Below are 20,631 nucleotides of genomic sequence, written 5' to 3' on the forward strand. Positions count from 1 at the left end.
GTCGGGTGATTGAACAAGAATTGTAGCCCACTGCTCCTACTCGAACAGCGGCACGATCGCCAGGGGCGGATAGCTTGTGACCAGCTGGCCCCGCTCACTGCCCGCGAAGCGGTACAGCACGGTCGGGAAGCTGTCGTCGGCGTCGCCGGGAAAGGCCACGCCCGGGGTCACCGCCAGCGTGGCGTCGGAACCGTCCGAGCGGCGTACGCGCACGCCCACCTCCCCGGCCCGCTTCGCGAAGACGAAACGCACGCCGGCGCACTGGCGCGTACGCAAGGAGCCGTCGCCATAGCGGGCAAAGCCGAGCGCCTGCTCGCAGGCGGCGCGCAGCTCGCCATCCTCGTAGACGCCGTCCGGCTGGAGTGCGATCGACACCCGCGGACGCATGTTGAAGCTGCCGATCTTGCGGCTCAGCAGCAAGGCGACGTTCTCGTCGTAGGCGCCCTTGAGCAGAGGGAAGGCGGTGCGGCCGAGCGGATCGAGCGGCAGGTTGACCTGGTTGGTCTTGCCGGCCAGCGTCAGCTGCACGCCGTCGAGCGAGGCGCCGCGCTCCCGCGGCGTGACCTGCAACTGGCTTTGCAGGAAATTCTTCTGTCCGCCATATTTTTCGAACACCACCATGGCGCGGTAGGCGTCACGGTAGCTGAGCCATTCGCCGGCTACCGCCGGCGCGCACGCAGCCAAGCCAACGAGCAGCAGGGTGCAGCAGGCGGTGAGGTGGCAGGCCATTGGCATCGTCAGAAGCGGTAGGCGATGGCGGTGGAAACCGTCAGGTTGGTCGGCCGCTCGACTAGCGGACTCAGGCGGGCACTGCCCAGCAGGCGGGTGGCCTGTACGTTCGAGGTCAGCATCCAGGACGGAGACCAGGCCCAGTTCCAGCGCACGCCCAGGCGCGCGTCCTTGAGGCCGCCGCCAGCATCGAACATGGGATTGCCGCTGCTGAAGGAGTCGATCTCGCCGACGCCAAAAAATGCCCTGTTGTAGCGGCGGTTGGCGACACTCACGCCGCCATCGAAGGCCAGGCGGTGGTGCGCGCCAAACTGGAGCGCCAGGCGCTGCACGCCGAGTTCCAGCTTCATGCCCTTGCGCGCGTTACCGGCGCCATACAGCAGGCTGCTGGTAAAGCGCCACTCGGGCGTCAGGTAATAGTTGAGAAAGCCTCCGCCCTGCACGCGGCTGTGAATGACGGGCATCCCGCTCAGCCGGTTGTCGCTGAAGGCGGCCAGCGGCAAGGCGACCAGGTTGATGCGCATCTCGCCGATCCCGACGGCTTCGTCACCCTCGCCTGCCGCATCGCGGCGCGCTTGCAGCTCCAGCAAGGGACCGAACTCGAGTTGCGGCGTGCGCGACAGGTGAATGCCGGCGCGCATGCCGGAAACGAAAGCGCCATTGCTCCACTGGACCTGCAGCACCGGCAGCGCCGCACGCTCGACCTCCTTCGCCCCCTGATAACGCGGGCTCGAAACCATGCCCAGTCCGACATACATGTCGTGGCTGCCGTCCGGCATCGGGTTGGTCGCCGGCATCTGCGCCCAGGCTGCGTTCGAGACAGCGGCAAGTGCCAGGACGAGAAGCGTGGGTATTGGAGAAGGAATGGAAAGCATAGGTGCCAGTATTTTACGTTGAGGCAAGCCCAGCTCCCAAGTGTTTCCCGTGTGTAGCTCTTCAATAACGGCCGCGCCGGCCTCCACCAAATGGCCGCGCGCTCGACGGCGGCGGCCGGAATAAAAAAGCCCACTCGACACTCGCATGCTGAGTGGGCAAACGGAAATCTGATAGGAATAATCTTAATGGGTAATTTCTTTCCAATCTCTTGGCAGTTGTCGAGTAATTGTCGTGAATTTGTAAGCCAGCAGCATCGATTTTGTCCCGTTACAATGGCGTTGGGAGAAATTCAATGTTTCAGAAACGAGAAGGTGGTGAAGTCGATGCGCGAGGCGCCGGGTGAACCGGATCTTCTTCCGTTTCTTCATGCTGGTGATGCTGTCGATCAGCGGCGCGACCTTCGTCATCTATTTCGCCATGAGCCGCCTGTTCGGCGATCCGCTGGACGACATCGCGCGGCGCCAGGCCTCGGCCCAGATCTTCCTCGTCGAGCAGTATGTCGACAAGGCCCGCGCCGACGAATGGCTGGCGCGCCTGAACCGGGTGCGCGAGGTGTCCGACACCCGCTACGACCTGATCCCGCTGCAGAAAGCCCGTTCTTTCCTTCCCGCTACTAGCCTGGGGGCGCTCGACCGCGGCGATGTCGTGCTCGATATCGACGGCAAGTCCTTCTACCGCCGCGTCGACCTGAAAGGCGAGCGCTACATCGGCAGCGAAGACGAGGTTATCCATGCGCAGGACTTGCCGATCGACGTCAGCCTGGCGCTGCAGATGGAGGCGGTGCGCTACGTGATCGTGGCGCTGGCCCTCCTGGTGCCGATTGCCTTGTGGTCGCGCTCGCACTGGCAGGGCCTGCAGTCGCTCTCGCGCGTGGCCGACGAATTCGGCGCCGGCAAGCTGTCGGCGCGGGCGCACATGCAGCCGTCAAGCAGCATTTACCCGCTGGCCGAGCGGATCGACCACATGGCCGACCGTATCGAGGAGCTCTTGGTGTCGCAAAAGAATTTGCTGCACTCGGTCTCGCACGAGCTGAGGACGCCCATTGCGCGCCTCGAATTCGCACTCGAGCTGCTGGGCGCGAAGACGGACGATCCTGCCCTGCACAAGCGCATTGCGGCAATGGAAGGCGATGTATCGGAACTGAACAGCCTGGTGAGCGAACTGCTCGGCATGGCGCGGCTCGACAGCGGGCAGGCGCCGCAGCGGGAGACGGTGGAGCTGGCCGCGCTGCTGCACACGGTCGAGGCCGCGCTGCCGCCGGGACAGCCTGTGCTGGCGATCGATTGCGCGCCGGACGTCGGAACGATCGAGGCCGATGCGCGGCTGCTGGGACGGGCGCTGTCGAATTTGCTCAGGAATGCGCAAAAGTATGCGGCGTCGACGATCCGGGTGACGGCGCGGCGCGAAGGCGCGCGGGTGACGATCGCGGTCGAGGATGACGGACCGGGGATTCCGCCAGACGAGCGCGAGCGTATCTTCGAGCCGTTTTATCGGCTGGACCGGAGCCGGGACCGGGCCACCGGGGGCTTCGGGCTGGGCTTGTCGATTGCGCGCAAGGCGGTGCTCTTGCACGGGGGCCTGGTGCAGGTGACAGGGTCGGAACTGGGTGGGGCGCGGTTTCTGGTGGTGTTGCCGCAGAGGTGATGGGATGTGCCGGTAACCGTGGTGGCCGACACATTCACACCTTACTTCACTTCCGGGTTCACATGCGTGAAGCCGTACCACAGGTGTTCCCACCAATGGTCGCGCGAGCGCACGGTGTACAGGCAGGCCTTGTCGACCCCGTTCTCGAAGACCGGGTCCGGACATTTGTTCGTCATCAGCGCGTGGCGCTGGTTCTCTGCATTCACGAGGGCGATGCAGAGCCAGAGGACGAGGCCGAACAGGACGACGACGAGCGACCAGGCCACGTGGTTCACGTGGCTGGTCTCGAACAATTCCTCGTCCCGAGGGCGGGCGCCCTCGTACAGCTCGAGGACTTTGCGTTCTCCGTCGCTCATTTCGTGGCAGCTGCTTTCGCAACAAGCGCGTCCAGCACCTGGAAGTGCGCCTGCAGAATCTGGTTACGGTCCTGGATCTTCAGCTTGTCGGCAATCAGGCCCGGCGAAGTCTGGTACTTGCCGTCGACGATCAGCGTCGGGGTGCCGGTCGCCTGGTAGCTGGTGGTGACCTGCGGCAGGCGGCGCAGCTTGGTCATGACGCCGAACGAATTCCAGGTTTCCATGAATTTGGCCTTGTCGATGCCGTTCTTCGCTACCCAGTCGATGATCTGCTCATCCTTCATCAGGCGCACACGCTGCACGTGGACGGCCTGGAAGATCTTGCCGTGCATCTCGGCTTCCTTGCCCATCGCCTGGAGCGTCAGGTGCAGGTGCGCTTCCGGATCGGCCGGGCCCTGGAATGGCAAGTGGATGCGGCGCAGGACAATCTTGTCACCCTGCTTTTTGACCCATTCGGCCAGGCCAGGTTCCAGCGAAAAGCATGCCGGGCAGTGGTAAGCGAAGAATTCGACGACTTCGACTTTCTTGCCGACCGCCTGGACCGGCTGCGGCGTCGACAGTGTCGTGTACTCGACCCCGTTCTGCGGATTGGTGGGCGAAGCGAAAGCGGTGCTGGCGACCAGGCTGGCGGCAACGAGGGCGAAACGCAGGGAACGGCGCATAGAAATCCTTGGTTTTGTAATTGAAGAAAACGACGCGAGATTACCACTTTTTTTGCCCGGCCTTCGGGAGCCCGCGCCGTTTTTTGCATTTGCTTACGGCTGTTACCGCCGTGCGCGCGCTTCTTCCAGGCGCGTGCAGAGGGTCGCGGCGCCATCGACCACGCGCGGCCCCGGGCGCGTCAGCAATTGCTCGTCAAACGTAAACAGGTTTTTGCGGCGCACCGCCGTCATGCTGTGGAACGGCTGCCAGATCGACAGGCCGCGGTCTTGCGGCGTGTAGAGTTTGCCGCCGAGGATGGCTTCCGGATCGCGTTGCACCACCGCCTCGACGCTGACCTGCGGCGCGATGGTTTTCAGCTCCGCGAAGATATTCCTGCCGCCACACAAGCGGATCGCATCGCTGGCGATCTGCTCGCCGTTCAGGGTGTAGAGCGGATTGTCCCAGGCCTGGTAGAACACGGACACGGGCGGACGGCTGGCGTAGCGCGTGCGCAAAGCGCCGATTTTCGCGCGGAACCGGGCAGCCGCGGCCTGCGCGGTCCCATCCGAGCCGAGCAGGCGGCCGAAGCGCTCCAGGCTGCTCGCCACCGTTTCCAGGCTGCGCGGCTCGCTGTGGAAGACCGGAATGCCGAGACCTTGCAACTGCGCGATCTGGCGCGCCGTATTCCCGCTTTGCCAGACGATCAGCAGATCCGGTTTCAGGGCGATCACGCGCTCGAGATCGATCTGGCTGTTCGAGCCGATGAGAGGGATCTTGCGGGCTTCTTCGGGAAAGTCGCTGTAGTTCATCGCGCCGATGATGCGCGCCCCGCCGCCGGCCGCGAACAGCAGCTCGGTCACGTGCGGCGCCATCGAGATCACGCGCTGCGCCGGGCGCGCCAGCACGACTTGTTTGCCGCTGTCGTCGACGACGCTTACGGCCCCTTGGGCGCAGGAGGCGCACAGCGCCAGCAGGAGGAAGAAAATGGCTTTCATTGGACTCGTCGAATGGGGTTTTCCGCGCCCGCCGGCGCCTCGGGCAGGAAGATGGTGCGTCCGCCATGGTCGATGACGGCGATCGGGTGGCCGAGGCAAGCGCCGAGCAGGTCGGCGCGCATGACTTCCTGCACGGGACCGGCACGCCATTGTCCGTCGCCGTGCAGCAGCAAGGCATGGGTGGCGCCGCTCCAGGCCAGGTTCAGGTCGTGGCCGACGCTGACCACCGCCCTGCCCTCGTCACGGCACAGGCGCGCCAGCAAATTGGTCATTGCCACCTGGTGCGCCAGGTCGAGCGCATTGGCCGGCTCATCGAGCAACAGCAGCGGCGTGTCCTGGGCCAGCAGCGCGGCGATCGCCACGCGCTGGCGCTCGCCGCCGGACAGGGTGCGCACGTCGCGCTGGGCCAGGTGCAGCACATCCAGGGTGCGCAGCGCCGTTTCGGCCGCCGCATGGTCGTCGCTGCCTTCCCAGTAGCGGTCGGCGTGGTAGGGATGGCGCGCCATCAGGACGGTCTCGATGACGCGGTAGGCAAAGGCATCGCCGCGCGACTGGGCGAGATAGGCGCGCTCGCGCGCCAGTGCCGGCAGCGCCCACTGGGGCAGCGCTTTGCCGCCCAGAGTGACGCTGCCGGCATCCGGCGCGCGCAGGCCGGCGATCGTGCGCAGCAGCGTGCTTTTTCCGGCGCCGTTCGGGCCGATCACGCACCAGCTCTCACCGGGCGCCACACGCCAGTTCAGGCGTTCGACCAGCACGCGTTTGTCGGCGCACAGGCCCAGGTCACTGGTTTCAATCATCGCGCGCGCAGGTGCAGTTGGTGCAACTGGAACAGAAATACGGGCACGCCGATCAGCGCCGTCAGCACGCCGACCGGCAGCTGCTGGGGCGCGAGCACGGTGCGCGCCAGCGTGTCGGCCAGTACCAGGAAGCCGCCGCCAGCGATCGCGGCGGCGGGTAACAGGATACGGTGGTCGGGACCGAAGGCATGGCGGCAGGCGTGCGGCACCACCAGGCCGACAAAGCCGATGCTGCCGCCGGTGGTCACCGCGCACGCCGTCAGCAGGCCGGAACAGAGAAACAGGAAGCGGCGCTCGCCGGCGACGTTCACGCCCAGCGCGACGGCGGCATCGGCATGCAGCGCCATCACGTTCAGGGCGCGCGCACGGCGCAAGGCCATGAACAGCGCCGCGCCCAGCACGACCCAGGGCAGCAGGCGCCAGGAGGTGCCGGACAGGTCGCCGATCATCCAGAACACCATGCCGCGCAGGCGCGACTCGGGCGCCACCGACAGCATCAGCGTCACCAGCGCCATGCAGGCCGAGGCCAGCACCACGCCGGTCAGCAGCAGCACGCTCGATTCGCCGCCCTGCGCACCCGTGCGCGCACCGCCGAGGTCACGCCGCGCCAGCAGATACAGCAGCAGCGACACGGCCACCGCGCCAAGCAGCGCGCCGAGATCGATCAGCCACACCGCCGCGCTGAACAGCAAGGCGGCCAGCGCACCGACAGCCGCACCCGCCGACACCCCCAGCACATACGGGTCGGCCAGCGGGTTGCGCACCAGGGCCTGCATCATGACACCGGCCAGCGCCAGCGCCGCGCCGGTGACGAAGGCACTGCTGGCGCGGCCCAGGCGCAGGTCGAGCAAGGTCGCTGCCATGCCGTCGGGCGCGCCTGCGAGCAGGCTCGCCAACGCGGGGAGCAGCTCAGCCAACGGCAGCGGCACCGATCCCGCCAGCGCGGCCAGGACCAGCGCGGCCAGCGCACAGGCGCCGAGCAATGCCAGCGTGGCGCGCCGGCCTCCGGACGAGGAAGCGAGAAAGGCTTTCACGCCGTCGGAGCGGAGCATCAGAAGTCGTAACGCGCCGACAGCTTGAGCTGGCGCCCGTCGCTCGGGTAGATGCCGGAGCGGCAGCCGAAAGCCTGGCTGAAGTACTGGCGATCGGCCAGGTTCAGGGCGTTTACGGCCACTTCCCAGGCGCCAAGCTTGAGCGCATAGCGCGCGTCGACCGTCGTGTAGGACGGGATGCGCGCGCTGCAGTCGTTGCCGAAGTCGTTGCCATAGCGCTGGTTCGACACGTATTGCGCGCCGATGTCGGCGCTGTGGCCATTGTTCGGTAACCAGGCCAGGCGCGCGGTGAGGACGTTCTTCGGCACCAGCACCATCTCGCGGCCGGCATTCGGGCCGCCCGTGAACTCGGCTTTCACGTGCTGCAGGTGGCCGGAGAGGCGCAGGTTCGCGCCCAGGTCGACATGGGCGTCGAGCTCGACGCCCTGGCGGCGGGTCGGATCGAGGTTGGTGTTCGCGCCGAACGGATTGAGCGCGGTGGCGGTCGGATCGTAGAAGATCTCGTCCTGCAAACGGTGGCGGAAGATGCGCGCCGACACCTGACGCGCCTTGTCGCCCACGGTCACGCCCAGTTCCAGGTCGCGCGAGGTCTGCACGTCGAGCAGGCCCTGCGCCGAACGGACGGCGTTCTCGTCGGCGTTCGGCAGGCGGTAACTTTGCCCTGCCTTGGCGTGCACGGTGACCCCGGCGACCGGATCGATGCTGCCCTCGATGCTCCAGCCATTCTGCGACTGCTCGCCGTCCGGCACACCCAGCATCGTATTGCCCTCTTCCTTCTCGAACGTCTCGTGGCGCGCGCCGAGCGCCAGGCGCGCATTGCGCGTGCCGCCAAAGCGCAGCTCGTTGCGTGCGTAGATCGCCTTTGAATCCTGGCTGGCGTTCGAGCCGAAGTTGGTATTGCGTTCCCAGCGGATCAGGTCGACGCCGGCGACGAACTCGTTGAGCATGCCGTCAAAGCGTGACAACTGGCGCAGGCGCGGCGAGAACTGGGTCTGGCGGCTGTTGTAGACGCCTTCCGACAGGAAGCCGCCGAAGTCGTAAACCGCCACTACCTCGCGTTCACGATGCGACAGTTCGGCTGCCAGCTCGACGCTGCCGATGCGGTGTTCGGCAAAGGCCGTGACGCGGTCGCTGTCGAGGGTGCCGAAGTCGTTTGGCGTATTCGTCTGATGCGGGTCGGCGTTGAACTCGGCCAGCGTCAGCGAACCCGGGAAACGCGATTTCTGGCGCGCGCTCTCGACGCGCATGCCGAGGCGCGTCGCATCCTGCGCCCACTGGAAGCCGCCGCTGACGGTCTTCTGGCGGAAGGTATTGTTCTCACGGTCGTTGTCGGTTGCCTGGTTGGCCGCCGCCAGGTCGAACGACAGGGGACCTTCGCCATGGCGCAGCGACAAGCGCGCGTCATGCTGGTCGAACTGGCCGCCCTCGAGCACCAGCGAGCCGTGGTAGCCCTGCTGCGTGCCGCGCTTGGTGACGATGTTGATCACGCCGCCGGTCGCGCCTTCGCCATACAGCACGCTGCTGCCGCCGCGCGTGATCTCGATACGCTCGACGGTGTCGACCGGGATGCTCGACAGGACGGCGCCGGCCAGTTCGTTCTCGTTCATGCGCACGCCGTCGACCAGGATCACCAGGTTCTGGCTGCTGTTGGTGCCGAAGCCGCGCAGGTCGAGGCCGAAGTCGGGCGAACCGTCCAGGCTCTGGCGACCGTATACGCCGCCGATCTTGCGGATCGCCGCGTTGACGTCGCCCGCGCCGCTGCTGCGGATCTCGGCGGCGGTGATGGTCGTCGCGCCCACCGGCGGCAAGGCCGGATCGCTCTCGAAGCGGGCGCCGCTGACATAGACGGTGGAGACGGCCTCTTCATCGGCGTGGGCGGCGGCGGCGGCGGCGGCGGCGGCGGCGGCAAACATCGTGAGGGAAAAAGCGCAGGCCAGCGCGAGCGGCTTGAAAGCCGGCGCGCTGTTCGAAACAGCAGCAAAAGTCATGGTATGGTTCTTCGATAGGGTGCATCCAGCCGGCGTCCCCGCAAGCTGGATTCAACGGACATGGCAATTGCCTGTCCACCTGTCCTGGCCGGTATCCGGGCTAGCAAGCAGACCGCCTCACCTTCCCATGCTTGAACACGGTGGTGTTTGAGGCGGCCAGTCGCCGAAGGCGACGCTTGTTTACCGTTGCGGGGGCAGCACACGTTGGCCGGGCGCCGGAGGCACCGTGGCTTCGTGTTTCCCGTTTAACTGCGTGCGCAGATCGCGCACGCGGGCACCAGAACGGATTGGATTATATACCTGACAAGGGAAGCATCGAATAACACGATGGCAGATGCCCACCTTACGTACCGCGCTTGCCCCTGTTGGCTTCCTCGGCCTTCGCCGCCGCCTTCTCCGCCGCGAGCCGCTCCTTCTCCGCCTTTTCAAGCCGGTGCGCTTCCAGCCTGGCCGCGCGCGACTGCGGCGACTCCAGGCTGATGCGCCCGATGGCGCCGCTGCGGTAATCGTTGAGCAGCACGTGCGCCGCTTTCTCGACGTCGAACTCGCCGCCGCGCATGCGGAAACCGCGTCGCGCCGCCACCTGCTCGACCACGCCGATGCCGTCCAGGCCCTCGGTCTGGAAGCCGTAGCGCGCCGTGAGCAGGTGCGCGTAGCGCTCGAGCAGGACGTCGCCCAGGAAGAACGCGACTTCTTCCTCGATCAGCGCATTGGTGCCGATCGCGTGGCTGGCGGCCAGCATCAGGCCGTCGCTCGGCATCTCGATCTTCGGCCACATCAGGCCCGGGGTGTCGACCAGCACCGTGTGCTTGTCGAGGTACAGCTTTTGCTGGACCTTGGTCACAGCCGGCTCGTCGCCGACTTTCGCCACGCGCTTTTTCAGGAGCGCGTTCATCAGCGTCGACTTGCCTACGTTCGGGATGCCCATGATCATGATGCGCAGCGGCTTGGTCGGCACGCCGCGGTGCGGCGCCAGCGACAAGGCCAGTGCCGGGATGCGGGCGACCTCGAGCGGTTTCTTGGTCGTCATCGGATAGGCCGTGACGCCCGGCTGGGCTTCGTACCAGGCCTTCCAGGCGGCGGTGGCGACCGGGTCGGCAAGGTCGGTCTTGTTCAGGATTTTCAGGACCGGGCGCTGGCGGAACTTGCGCATGCGGTCGACCATCGGGTTGCAGCTCGCCTCGGGCAGGCGTGCGTCGAGCACTTCGATCACGAGATCGATGAATTCCATCTGCTCCTCCGCCTGCTTCTTGGCGGAGTTCATGTGGCCCGGGAACCATTGTATCGACATGCTGTGCTTTCAAATTCTGCGAACGAGGCGGTATTTTACGCTGACCCGGCGCGAGCGTCCCGCCGCGATGTCGTTGCGTTTCCGTTTGGAATGATTTTGACTTGATTCGTTGCAATATCGAGTCATCCCGCACGGGCACGATGACTGGACGGCCGCTTGTGGCCGGTCAACGGAGAACGTCATGAGTATCATGCGCAACGTCGAGGTGTGGATCTTTGGGGCTTTCGGGGCTCTGGTGCTGGCGGCCTGCCTGGAAGGGAACACCGAGCGCGCCGCGCCCGCAAGCACGGCCGGGGTGGCGCCGGAAGTGGAGCTGGCCCGGCCGCAGGCAGGCACTGCCCAGCCGATGTATGTGGTGTACGTGGTGGGCAAGCGGCCGAGTGCGGCGCAGAAGCGGGCGGCGCGTGCGGGAGCGGGGTGAATGTCGGCGATGCGCAGGTCGTCGGGTGGGCACCACGTGCCCACGCATGCAAGCCCGGACGTTACCCTCTAGCGCGCCATCGCTTCCATATCCTGCCGCACCAGCGCCGTGATACCGCTCCAGCTGCCCCGCGTGTAGTGCCCGTAATCTTCCCCATCGTCCCGAAACACGACCGAGTGGAAACTCCACTTGGCGCGCCCGCCCTGGTTCGGACCGGAGCCCAGCGTCAGGTCGTTGCAGAACCAGTCTCTCCGGTTGCATAACGAGCTGCCGCCACTGCCCGAAGCGCCGCCCGAACTGTGGTAGGCCACCACCTCGTCGTCCTGGCCCGGCAGGGCGAACGAATACAGGGCGCCGGCTGCGCCGGCGTAGCGGTAGAACCAGATGCCGCGCGTGTCGTTGTGGTTGTACAGGGCACGTGCCGTGCTGACCTTGTGCTGCTGGACCATCGGTTCGCTCGTGGTCCAGGCGCCGATATCGGCCAGTTCGCTGCCGCCGCTCGATCCCGCCGCCACCCTCACCCAACGGATGTTCCAGCCGGTCTGGGTGCCCCCGGTGCCGGCCGTGCAGACCCCGGACGCATCCGGCTGGGCATTCGTCACCGGGCGCGCCGTGCCGCCGTAGTGGGCCAGGTTGTAGCCCATCAGCATGTCGCCGGCGCTGTGCACGGCGACATAGCACCAGTTCTCGCCGGTGCAGAAGCAGTCGAGCGCGGAGCGGACGATGCCGCTTTGCGAGGCGACGTCGCTGCGGCCATCCCAATTCACTGATTTCTTGTTGACGCCGGCTGGTGTGTCGTTCGGGCCGAAATAGGTGAAATCGTTGTAGTTGCCGATCGCGCTGCCGCCGGTGCGGCCGTGGATCCAGAGCGTGTAGTCGGTGGCGCTGGCCACCCCGGCGGCAAAGAGGCCGGGCAGGCACAGCAGGTACGGCAAATGCGCAAGGCGTGCGGAACGTCCCATGTCATCCTCCATCGTTCTGGTTGCAGTGGGACGTGTCGACGGCCGACCGCGAACAGCCAATCGTGTGACAAGTTGGACGGCAGGTCAATCGCGCACAGAGGAGACGTTGTTGGAACAATACCGAACAGCGGGGAGAACCCGGCGCCGGCTACAAAGCGGCGCCGGGGACGGTCATTTCACCGGCCCGCAAGCACTCGGCGGCAACGGCTGCGAAGGATCGAAACGCGCCAGTTCAGCCGCGGCGCCCTTGCGGTCCCTGGCAAATTCCGTCAGGTAGCGCTCGCGCTCCTCGCTGGTCCACTCGGCATCGGACACACCCTTGAGCGACTGGGTGCGGCTGGTCAGCAAGGGCCCCTCGAGGCGCGGCATCAGCTCGCGGTCGGGATCGGTGTTTTCCTTGAGCAGGTAGCCGTCGACGTCGCGCAGGGTCAGCGGCAGCGCGGGGCCGCCATCGATCATCAGTTTGCCGAACACGACCAGCTTGATGTCGTTCGGTCCCGGTCCCAGCGCCTCGTTGAACGTGGCGAGGGCGAACGGACGCCCTTTCGCATCGTCGATGCGGCCGGTGACGACATAGCGGCCCGGCTGGCGCACGTCGGCGCGCAGGACAAAGGCAAGCGAGCCGTCTTCCAGCACTTCGCGCGGCGCACCGACCCAGACCGCCGGCAGCTTCGGCGAATAAATCACGTCGAAGATCACCACGCCGTTCTTGCCGCCCGCCACGAATCGCAGCTCGGTGCGGATGGTGCCGTGAAAGCCGGCCAATCCGGTCTGACCCGGGGTCAGCACGCCGCCAAAGGCGCCGTCGTTCGCCACCGGATCGGCCCCCGTTCCATCGTCGGCAAAGGTCAGCGGCACCTGGGTCGTCGCGCGCCCGTTTGTGGCGACAATGCCGGCGGCAATCGCGCGCGTGACCACCAGCGGCACCAGATTCCCATTCGGCTCGACCGCGCGCAGCGAAAACGCGACCGATTCGCCGGCCGCGAGATACACGCGCGACTGCGAAGTTTGCACGAGGACGTTCGGATTGCTGCGGCGGTCGTCGCCGCGCATCGGATTGGTTTCAAGCACAGGCTTGTTCGGCCAGGCCTGATCCGGATTTTGCGACATCGGCCGCGAGTGGGCCGGGTACATGCTGCCTTCGCGATAGCTGCAATAGGTGTGGTCGGCCAGCGCGTAGTTGTCGACCAGCTGCTGGCGCTGGCGCGCGCGCTCGCCCGGCAGCACCGCGACCGCCTGGCCATCGACCTGGCCGAAAAACTGCGGGCCCAGCGGCTGGCCGCCGTCCGTGGCGACGGCTGCGGCGGGGACGCCTGGCTCGTCTCCTTTCAGCGCCAGCCACAGGACCGCCGCCAGCACTGCCGCCAGCAGCACCAGCGGCCAGCGGCGGCGTGGGCCGTTTGGGCGGCCCGGTTGTGATGGATCAGAGGGCACTGTTCACCACGGCACTGCGCACGACCCCGACGATGCCGCCCCAGTTGCCGTTCGCATAGTGATTGTAGGCTTCGCTATCATCCCGGAAACTCACCGAGTGATAACTCCATTTCAGGCTCCCTCCCTCGTTGGCCGCCGAACCCAGCGCCAGGTCGTTGCACAGCCAGTCGCTCGGATTGCAGTAGGAGCCGCCCGAACTGCCGGCCACGCCGCCGGTGCTGTGATAGGCCACGGCTTCGTCGTCCTGGCCCGGCAACACCCCCGAATAGGCCGTGCCCTTGGCGCCGGCATACATGTAGAACCAGACGTTGCGCGTGGTGTTGTGGTTGTACATCGCGCGCGCGGTGGTCGTCTTCAGGTCTTGCACGAGCGGCTCGGAGGTGGTCCAGGAACCGACATCCGACAATTCGGAGCCGCCTGCGGCCCCAGATGCGGCACGCACCCACTTGATGTTCCAGCCGGTCTGGGCGCTGCCGTCGCTGTTGCCGCATACGCCGGAGGAATTCGCGACGGCGTCCTTCTTGACCCGCGCCGAGCCGCCGTAGTTGGCCATCGTGTAGCCCATCATCAGGTCGCCGGCGCTGTGGGTAACGACATAGCACCAGTTGCCGCCGGTGCAGAAGCAGTCGAGCGCGTCGCGGATCTTGCCGCTTTGCGAAGCGATGCTGCTGCGGCCATCCCAGTTGACTGATTTCTTGTTGACGCCGGCCGCCGTGGTGCCGGGGCCCCAGTAGGTCCAGCTGTCGTAGTTGCCGACCACGCCGCCACCGGTGCGGCCGTTGACCCAGAGCGTGTAGTTTGCTGCTGCTGCGAAGCTTGAAACGGCCATGAGACAGACCGCCATTACCATTTGTAAGGCTTTCTTCACAATATCTCCTCGTTGTAGAGCCTGTCCCAGTAGACCGGGGGAAGCTGGTGGCGATGACTGGCAAGCGCGGGCAAGGCGCGAGGAGGCCGCATGGCTCGCCATGCAACGACGAGCAACGCTGCACCCGCTTGTCAGGCACGCCAACAGCGACTCCGGGCTGCTGGGATAGGCTCATGGTGGACGCCTGTATCGGTCGCCTTCACTGCCGGCAGCGCCAGGCGTGGCCGCTTTCTGCGGCTCAGCCGAATGTATGCCTGGGCCCGATCAGAGTCAACTGAACAATTGGTAGAAGAATATTGCGTTGTATTACTGCAAAACCATGCGCAGTTTGCCTTTAATCAAGTTCCGCCAGAACTTTCAGGTGTGCAACGACGCTACGGCCGAGTGCCGAGAGTTCGTAGCCACCCTCGAGGCAGCTGACGATGCGTCCGCCGGCGTGTTCGCGCGCGGCCATCATGATCTGGCGCGTGATCCAGGCGTAGTCCGCTTCGACCAGGGCCATGCCGCCCATGTCGTCGTCGCGGTGGGCATCGAATCCCGCCGAGATGAAGATCATCTGCGGGCGGTGTGCATGCAGCGCCGGCAGCCAGTACTCGTGCACCACCTGGCGCACGACCTCGCCGCCGCTGCCTGCGGGCACCGGCACGTTGACATTGGTGGCGGTGATCGGTTCCGGTTCCGTATTCGGATAGAACGGATGCTGGAAGAAGCTGACCATCAGCACGCGCGGATCGTCGCGGAAGGATTCGGCGGTCCCGTTGCCGTGGTGGACGTCGAAGTCGACGATGGCGACGCGCTCGAGCCCGTGCGACTCGAGCGCATGGCGCGCGGCGATCGCCACGTTGTTGAAGAGGCAAAAGCCCATCGGCTGGGTTGGGGTGGCGTGGTGCCCGGGCGGGCGGATCGAACAGAAAGCGTTACTGATGTCGCCGGCGATCACGGCATCGGTCGCGGCGAGCGCCGCCCCGGCCGCGCGCAGGGCCGCGTCATAGCTGGCGTGGCACAGCAGGGTGTCGGCATCGAGCGGATAGGTCTCGCCCGGCGTGGCGGGAATATGGTCGCGCACCAGCGCCAGCGCGCCTTCGGTATGGTTGCGCAGTATGGCCGGCACCTCGGCCAGCGGCGCCAGGCGGCGCTCGATCAGGCCATCCAGGCGGGCCAGGATGAGTTGGTCCTCGATCGCTTGCAGGCGACTCGGCGACTCGGGATGCCAGTCGCCCATGTCATGCCGCAGGCAGTCGGGATGGCTGTAGATTGCTGTGCTCATGATGGTGCGAATTTGTAAGTTTCCTGCCTGCTGCTCAGCCATACAACGGGATTATCCGTTCTCGCATAGAATCATCCGGATGGCGCGCCGCCGCATGGAAAGAATAGTTGTCAATGACGCTAATCTACCATGCCACCTGCGGCCCCGCAGCATTCGACGATTGGAACCCAGCATGTTCAACAAACTGCACGCTTGCGCCCGCCAGGTCGGCCAGATCGTGGTCGGCAAGGACCAGCAGGTGCGCCTCGCCTTTACCTGCCTGCTCGCCGGCGGCCACCTCTTGATCGAGGATGTGCCGGGCGTCGGCAAGACCACGCTGGCGCATGCGCTGGCCCTCTCGCTCGGCCTGAAATTCAACCGCGTCCAGTTCACCAGCGACCTGCTGCCGGCCGATGTCGCCGGCATTTCGGTCTACGAGCGCGAGAAGAATGGGTTCGCCTTCCACCCGGGCCCGATCTTTACCCAGGTGCTGCTGGCCGACGAAATCAACCGCGCCACGCCCAAGACCCAGTCCGGCCTGCTCGAAGCCATGGAAGAGGGCCAGGTCAGCATTGATGGCATGACGCGTCCGCTGCCGGAACCCTTCTTTGTCATCGCCACGCAAAATCCGGCGCACCAGGTCGGCACTTTCCCGCTGCCCGAGTCGCAGCTCGACCGCTTCCTGATGTGCCTGTCGCTAGGCTACCCGGACGCGGCCGCCGAACGCGCGCTCTTGATGGGCGAAGACCGGCGCGCCATGCTGCGCACATTGGCGCCGGCCATGAACCCGGAGGAGCTGATCGAGGCCCAGCGCGCCCTGCGCTCGATCCACGCCTCCAGCTCCCTCATCGATTACGTGCAGGCACTGGCCCAGGCCTCGCGCTCCGGGTCGCTGTTTGCCGAAGGCCTGTCGCCGCGCGCCGCGATCGCGTTGCTGCAGGCCGGACGCGCCTGGGCCGCGCTCGAGGGACGCGACCACGTGCTGCCGGAAGACATCCAGGCGGTGCTGGTGCCGGTCTGCGCGCACCGCCTGCGTCCACTCAAGTCAGCGCAAGGCCTGGCGCTGGCCAGCCGCGACCTGGTGCTGCAGCTGCAAAAATCGGTGCCCCTCTAGGGACAGGGACATGGCGCGCTCCACCCTGACCCAGCGCCTGGGGGCGCGCATGTGGCCAGCCGCCGTCGACAGCGGCGAACTGCTGCTCGGCCAGCGCCGCATCTACATCCTGCCCACCAGGCCGGGCCTGGGCTTCGGCGCCCTGCTGCTGGTGCTCTTGATCGGTTCCATCAACTACAACCTGGGTCTGGGCTACGCGCTGACCTTCCTGGCCCTGTCCTGCGCGCTGGTCGACATGGTGCTCACCTGGCGCAACCTGGCCTACCTGCGCCTGAACGTCGTGCGCGCGCCGAACGTCTTCGCCGGGCAGGAAGCCATTTTTGAACTCCAGCTGCGCAACACGACGCAGCGCGCCCGCTACGCGATACTGGTCGATGTCGCCGGCAGCGGCGAGCCGCGCCACGCGGTCGACGTGCCTGCGAATGACAGCGCCACCGTGCGCCTGGCGCTGCCGAGCCTTGCCCGCGGCTGGCTCGAAGCGCCCCGCCTGACGCTGAGCACCCGTTTTCCGCTCGGGCTGTTTCGCGCCTGGAGCTACTGGCGTCCCGATGCGCGCGCCCTGGTCTACCCCTTCCCCGAAGAAGGCGCGCCGCCGCTGCCCGCGCCCGCCAGCAGTCGTGTCGATGGCGCCGGCCACGCGGGCGAGGATGATTTCGCCGGCGTGCGTCCCTACCAGCCCGGCGACCCGCTGCGGCGCCTGGCCTGGCGCCAGATCGCACGCCTCGACCCGCTCGATGGCGGCCAGCTCGCGACCAAGCATTTCGAAGGCGGCGCGCGCGAGGAACTGGTGCTCGACCTGGCAGCTTTGTCCCCCCAGCTCGACCTCGAGCTGCGCCTGTCGCGCATGACGCGCTGGGTGCTCGAAGCCGAGGGACGCGCCCTGCCGTATGCCTTCCGGCTCGGCGCTGACAGTTTTGAGGCCGCCAACGGCGTCGCGCATCAGTCGGCATGCCTGCGCGCCCTCAGCCTGTACGGCCTGAAAGGCGCGCGATGAACGCCCTGCTGGCGCGCTTTGCCGCCCTGCCGCGCGACAAGGCCGACACCTTGCTGCTGCTGCTGGCCGCCGTGCTGGTGCTGGCGCCGCACGTATTCCACCTGCCGCCCTGGGTCTCGATGCTGTGCGCGCTGACCTTGCTGTGGCGCGGCGTGATCACGCTGCAGGGCAAGCGCATGCCGCCAAGCCTGCTGCTCCTGCCCCTGGCGGCAGGCGGCATGTTAGGCGTCGCCTACAGTTACCACACCGTGCTCGGGCGCGATGCCGGGGTCGCCATGCTGGTGCTGCTGGTGACCTTCAAGATGCTGGAGATGCACGCGCGGCGCGACCTGTTCGTCGTCGTCTTCCTGTGCTTCTTCCTGGTGCTCACCAATTTCTTCTACGAGCAAGGCATCGGCACGGCGCTGTTGATGGCCTTGTCGGTGCTGGCGCTGCTCACGGCCCAGCTGAGCTTCCAGTTCACCGGCGTGGTGCCGCCGCTGCGCCAGCGCTTCCTGATGAGCGCGAAAGTCATCGGCCTGGCCGCGCCCCTGGCCTGCGCCCTGTTCTTCCTCTTTCCGCGCATCGAAGGGCCGCTCTGGGGCATGCCAAGCGATACCACCAGTGCCCGCTCCGGCCTGTCGGAGACGATGGCGCCGGGCACGATGGCGAACCTGGCGCAATCGCGCGAACCGGCCTTCCGGGTGCGCTTCGACGGCCCCGTACCGCCCCAGGAACAACTGTACTGGCGCGGCCCGGTGCTGGGCGCCTACGACGGCCGCACCTGGACCCGGCTCGATGCACGCCTCGCCGGGCGCACGGCGCAGCAGCCGCTGTCGCTCTCGGTGAGCGGCAAGGGCATCGGCTACGACGTGACGCTCGAGCCGTCTTACACCCGCTGGCTGTTCGCGCTCGAGATGCCGCAGCGCCTGCCGGAGCTGGACGGGAATATCGCCAACGTGTCGGGCGAATTCGAACTGACGACCAGCTTCCCGGTCGAGACGCGCCTGCGCTACCGGATGCGCTCTTTCGTGAATTACCGCTTGCAGAGCGCCGGCTTCCCGGAGGACGCCGACCACTGGCTGCAACTACCCGGCAACAGCAACCCGCGCGCCCTGCTCGCCGGCCTCGAACTGCGCGCCGAGCCCGATCCACGCAAACGCGTCGAGGCCGTGCTGCAACGCTTCCGCCGCGAGAACTACGTGTACACCCTGAATCCCCCGCTGCTTGGCCGCAACGCGGTCGACGATTTCCTGTACGGCAGCCGCGCCGGTTTTTGCGAACATTTTTCGGGCGCCTTCGTCTTCCTGATGCGCGCCGCCGGCGTGCCGGCGCGCGTGGTCACCGGCTACCAGGGCGGCGAACTGAATCCCATCGATGGCTATGTCACCGTGCGCCAGTCCGACGCCCACGCATGGGCCGAGGTCTGGTTGGAGAGGCGCGGCTGGGTGCGCATCGATCCGACCGCGGCGGTGGCGCCGGAACGGGTACGGCGCGGCCTGAACGAGGCAATTCCCCCGCGCGCGCCGTTCGGTATCGAGGGCCTGGGGCGCTTCATGCGCCTCGATGGCGAGACCAATCCGTGGATCGCGCAGATGCGCCATGCGGCCGGGGCGATCAACAACGGCTGGAACCAGTGGGTGCTGAACTACACGCCGCAGCGCCAGGCCGGCCTGGTCGACAGCGTGCAAGCGTCGCTGTTCGACTGGCGCATGCCAAGCTTGCTAGCCTTCCTGACAAGTCTGTTGTTGCTCTGGAGATTCTTCCAGCGGCGCCGGGAAGTCGATCCGATCGATGCGCTATACTCGGCCTTGTGTTCGCGCCTGGCCCGCCTGGGTCTGGCGCGTTCGGCAGATGAAGGCCCGAGCGCCTACGCCGCGCGCATCGGCGCCGCGGCGCTGCTCGCACCGCCCGCGCAAGCGGCAGCTTGCGAGTTCCTCGACCGGTATAGCGCCTGGCGTTACGCGCCGCGCCGCAACCACGAGGATCTGGCCGCGACCCTGAAGCGCTTACTCTCGCAGGTTAGATGAAACAGTTCGTATCACTTCTCGCAGCATTGGCTGCACTCGTTATTGCAGCAAGCCCGATCGCGGGCGCCAGCGCAGCGGCGAAAAATCCGCCCTCCAAAGCGAAGAGCTTGAAAGCCAAGGCAGGCAAGGCCAAGGCGTCCCCGCCGAAACCTGCGCCCAAAGCGCGCAAGGTGGTCGCAGCAAGCGTGGCCGCTGCCGCCGCCGTGTCGTCGATCGATGACGACGGCGAGCAAGTCAATTTCAGTGAATGGCAAGCCGTCCGCGACTTCGTCGACGACATGGTCGTCAAGCACGGCTTCGACCGTTCCGCGCTCGAGACGCAGATGCGCCAGGTGCGCTTCGCCGAGTCGGCGGTGCAACTGGTGAAACCGGCGCCGCCGGGAAAACCGAAGAACTGGCAAGCGTACAGCGCTCGCTTCATCGAGCCGATCCGCATCAATGCCGGCCTGCGCTTCTGGAACGAGAACGCCGCGGCGCTGGCACGGGCCGAGGCGACCTACGGTGTGCCGGCCGAGATCCTGGTCGGCATCATCGGCGTGGAAACCGTGTACGGCCGCGACACCGGGCGCTTCCGCGTGCTCGATACCTTGACGACCCTGGCATTTGCCTATCCGGACGCGCCGAACAAGGCAGCGCGCAGCGTTTTCTTCCGCAGCGAGCTGGAACATGCTCTGCTGCTGGCGCGCCACCAGAACATCGATCCGTTCAGCTTGCTCGGTTCCTTCGCCGGCGCCGTCGGCCTGCCGCAGTTCATGCCGGGTAATATTTTGAAATTCGGCGTCGATTTCGACGGCAACGGCCATATCGACCTGCGCGGTTCCACATCGGACGCGATCGGCAGCGTCGCCAATTTCCTGATCGAGCATGGCTGGAAGCCGAGCGACCCCGGGCCCAACGCGATTCCGGTCGACGTCGCCGCGCACCGTGCCTGGGAGCCGCTGCTCGAACGGGGCCTCGCTGCGACCCTGCACGCGAACGAACTGCAGTCGGCCGGCGTGGTCTCCCCTGTGGCCCTGCCGACCGATCGCCTGTATGGCCTGGTCGACCTGCAAAACGGCGCCGAGGCGACCGAATACTGGGTAGCGAACGATAACTTCTTTGCCATCACCAAATATAACCGCAGTTATTTCTATGCCATGTCGGTGATCGACCTTGGACGAGCCGTGCGCGAAGCACGCGACGCCCAGACGTTCTAATCTTAGGTATTTTGTAA

General features: G+C 66.4%; 19 protein-coding genes and 1 riboswitch. Of the genes, 6 read left to right on the forward strand and 13 right to left on the reverse strand.

Annotated features, from left to right (window positions below):
- Positions 1-36: 36 nt before the first annotated feature.
- Together ACHAC9_RS16655 and ACHAC9_RS16660 are read right to left on the reverse strand one after the other, a co-directional pair.
- The gene (locus ACHAC9_RS16655) at positions 37-729 is read right to left on the reverse strand and encodes a hypothetical protein (protein ID WP_435761358.1); all 693 of its coding nucleotides are present in this window, start codon (positions 727-729) and stop codon (positions 37-39) included.
- An 8-nt stretch (positions 730-737) separates the two neighbouring features.
- Entirely contained in the window at positions 738-1,604 is an 867-nt protein-coding gene (locus ACHAC9_RS16660) for a MipA/OmpV family protein (protein WP_435761360.1), read from the reverse strand.
- A gap of 340 nt (positions 1,605-1,944) precedes the next feature.
- Here ACHAC9_RS16660 and ACHAC9_RS16665 point away from each other — a divergent pair, with 340 nt between their 5' ends.
- Positions 1,945-3,249 (forward strand): ATP-binding protein, encoded by a 1,305-nt coding sequence (locus ACHAC9_RS16665; protein ID WP_435761362.1) that lies wholly within the window; start codon positions 1,945-1,947, stop codon positions 3,247-3,249.
- 41 nt (positions 3,250-3,290) lie between these two features.
- On the opposite strand, the gene ACHAC9_RS16670 is transcribed toward ACHAC9_RS16665, so the two are convergent.
- The 7 genes from ACHAC9_RS16670 to ylqF form a co-directional block, all read right to left on the reverse strand.
- Entirely contained in the window at positions 3,291-3,605 is a 315-nt protein-coding gene (locus tag ACHAC9_RS16670; protein WP_435761364.1) for a hypothetical protein, read from the reverse strand.
- Positions 3,602-4,267 (reverse strand): thiol:disulfide interchange protein DsbA/DsbL, encoded by a 666-nt coding sequence (locus tag ACHAC9_RS16675; protein WP_435761366.1) that lies wholly within the window; start codon positions 4,265-4,267, stop codon positions 3,602-3,604. The genes ACHAC9_RS16670 and ACHAC9_RS16675 overlap by 4 nt, the downstream gene beginning before the upstream one ends.
- Before the next feature lie 102 nt (positions 4,268-4,369).
- On the reverse strand, positions 4,370-5,242 hold the full coding sequence (locus ACHAC9_RS16680) for a cobalamin-binding protein (RefSeq protein WP_435761368.1): 873 nt from the start codon (positions 5,240-5,242) through the stop codon (positions 4,370-4,372).
- Positions 5,239-6,039 carry an ABC transporter ATP-binding protein gene (locus tag ACHAC9_RS16685; RefSeq protein ID WP_435761370.1) on the reverse strand — a complete coding sequence of 267 codons (801 nt, stop codon included), beginning with the start codon at positions 6,037-6,039 and terminating at the stop codon, positions 5,239-5,241. The genes ACHAC9_RS16680 and ACHAC9_RS16685 overlap by 4 nt, the downstream gene beginning before the upstream one ends.
- A complete protein-coding gene (locus tag ACHAC9_RS16690; protein ID WP_435761372.1) occupies positions 6,036-7,091 on the reverse strand; it encodes a FecCD family ABC transporter permease in 1,056 nt (351 codons plus the stop codon). Before ACHAC9_RS16690 ends, ACHAC9_RS16685 begins: the two co-directional genes overlap by 4 nt.
- Positions 7,091-9,079: a TonB-dependent receptor gene (locus tag ACHAC9_RS16695; protein ID WP_435761374.1), complete on the reverse strand. Its 1,989-nt coding sequence runs from the start codon at positions 9,077-9,079 to the stop codon at positions 7,091-7,093. The genes ACHAC9_RS16690 and ACHAC9_RS16695 overlap by 1 nt, the downstream gene beginning before the upstream one ends.
- A 69-nt stretch (positions 9,080-9,148) precedes the next feature.
- Positions 9,149-9,376, reverse strand: a riboswitch (cobalamin riboswitch).
- Between the two features lie 46 nt (positions 9,377-9,422).
- A complete protein-coding gene (gene ylqF, locus ACHAC9_RS16700) occupies positions 9,423-10,370 on the reverse strand; it encodes a ribosome biogenesis GTPase YlqF (RefSeq protein WP_435761376.1) in 948 nt (315 codons plus the stop codon).
- A 181-nt stretch (positions 10,371-10,551) separates the two neighbouring features.
- Here ylqF and ACHAC9_RS16705 point away from each other — a divergent pair, with 181 nt between their 5' ends.
- A complete protein-coding gene (locus tag ACHAC9_RS16705; protein ID WP_435761378.1) occupies positions 10,552-10,791 on the forward strand; it encodes a hypothetical protein in 240 nt (79 codons plus the stop codon).
- Between the two features lie 68 nt (positions 10,792-10,859).
- On the opposite strand, the gene ACHAC9_RS16710 is transcribed toward ACHAC9_RS16705, so the two are convergent.
- The 4 genes from ACHAC9_RS16710 to ACHAC9_RS16725 all read right to left on the reverse strand — a co-directional run bounded on the left by ACHAC9_RS16710 (position 10,860) and on the right by ACHAC9_RS16725 (position 15,322).
- Entirely contained in the window at positions 10,860-11,753 is an 894-nt protein-coding gene (locus ACHAC9_RS16710; protein WP_435761380.1) for a hypothetical protein, read from the reverse strand.
- A 171-nt stretch (positions 11,754-11,924) separates the two neighbouring features.
- Positions 11,925-13,187, reverse strand: a complete 1,263-nt coding sequence (locus tag ACHAC9_RS16715; protein WP_435761382.1) for a choice-of-anchor X domain-containing protein — start codon at positions 13,185-13,187, stop codon at positions 11,925-11,927.
- Positions 13,177-14,016 carry a hypothetical protein gene (locus ACHAC9_RS16720; protein ID WP_435761384.1) on the reverse strand — a complete coding sequence of 280 codons (840 nt, stop codon included), beginning with the start codon at positions 14,014-14,016 and terminating at the stop codon, positions 13,177-13,179. Before ACHAC9_RS16720 ends, ACHAC9_RS16715 begins: the two co-directional genes overlap by 11 nt.
- Positions 14,017-14,389: 373 nt before the next feature.
- A complete protein-coding gene (locus ACHAC9_RS16725; RefSeq protein WP_435761386.1) occupies positions 14,390-15,322 on the reverse strand; it encodes a histone deacetylase family protein in 933 nt (310 codons plus the stop codon).
- Between the two features lie 172 nt (positions 15,323-15,494).
- Between ACHAC9_RS16725 and ACHAC9_RS16730 the strand changes: the two genes are divergently transcribed.
- The 4 genes from ACHAC9_RS16730 to mltB are packed head-to-tail and all read left to right on the forward strand — an operon-like array spanning position 15,495 to position 20,614.
- On the forward strand, positions 15,495-16,415 hold the full coding sequence (locus ACHAC9_RS16730) for an AAA family ATPase (protein ID WP_435761388.1): 921 nt from the start codon (positions 15,495-15,497) through the stop codon (positions 16,413-16,415).
- Positions 16,416-16,425: 10 nt separating this feature from the next.
- Positions 16,426-17,409: a DUF58 domain-containing protein gene (locus ACHAC9_RS16735; protein ID WP_435761390.1), complete on the forward strand. Its 984-nt coding sequence runs from the start codon at positions 16,426-16,428 to the stop codon at positions 17,407-17,409.
- Positions 17,406-19,418 carry a transglutaminaseTgpA domain-containing protein gene (locus tag ACHAC9_RS16740; protein WP_435761392.1) on the forward strand — a complete coding sequence of 671 codons (2,013 nt, stop codon included), beginning with the start codon at positions 17,406-17,408 and terminating at the stop codon, positions 19,416-19,418. The genes ACHAC9_RS16735 and ACHAC9_RS16740 overlap by 4 nt, the downstream gene beginning before the upstream one ends.
- Entirely contained in the window at positions 19,415-20,614 is a 1,200-nt protein-coding gene (mltB, locus tag ACHAC9_RS16745) for a lytic murein transglycosylase B (protein ID WP_435761394.1), read from the forward strand. Before ACHAC9_RS16740 ends, mltB begins: the two co-directional genes overlap by 4 nt.
- The last annotated feature ends 17 nt before the right edge of the window (positions 20,615-20,631 follow it).

Source organism: Massilia sp. CMS3.1 (assembly GCF_051262535.1).
GTDB lineage: Bacteria > Pseudomonadota > Gammaproteobacteria > Burkholderiales > Burkholderiaceae_D > Telluria.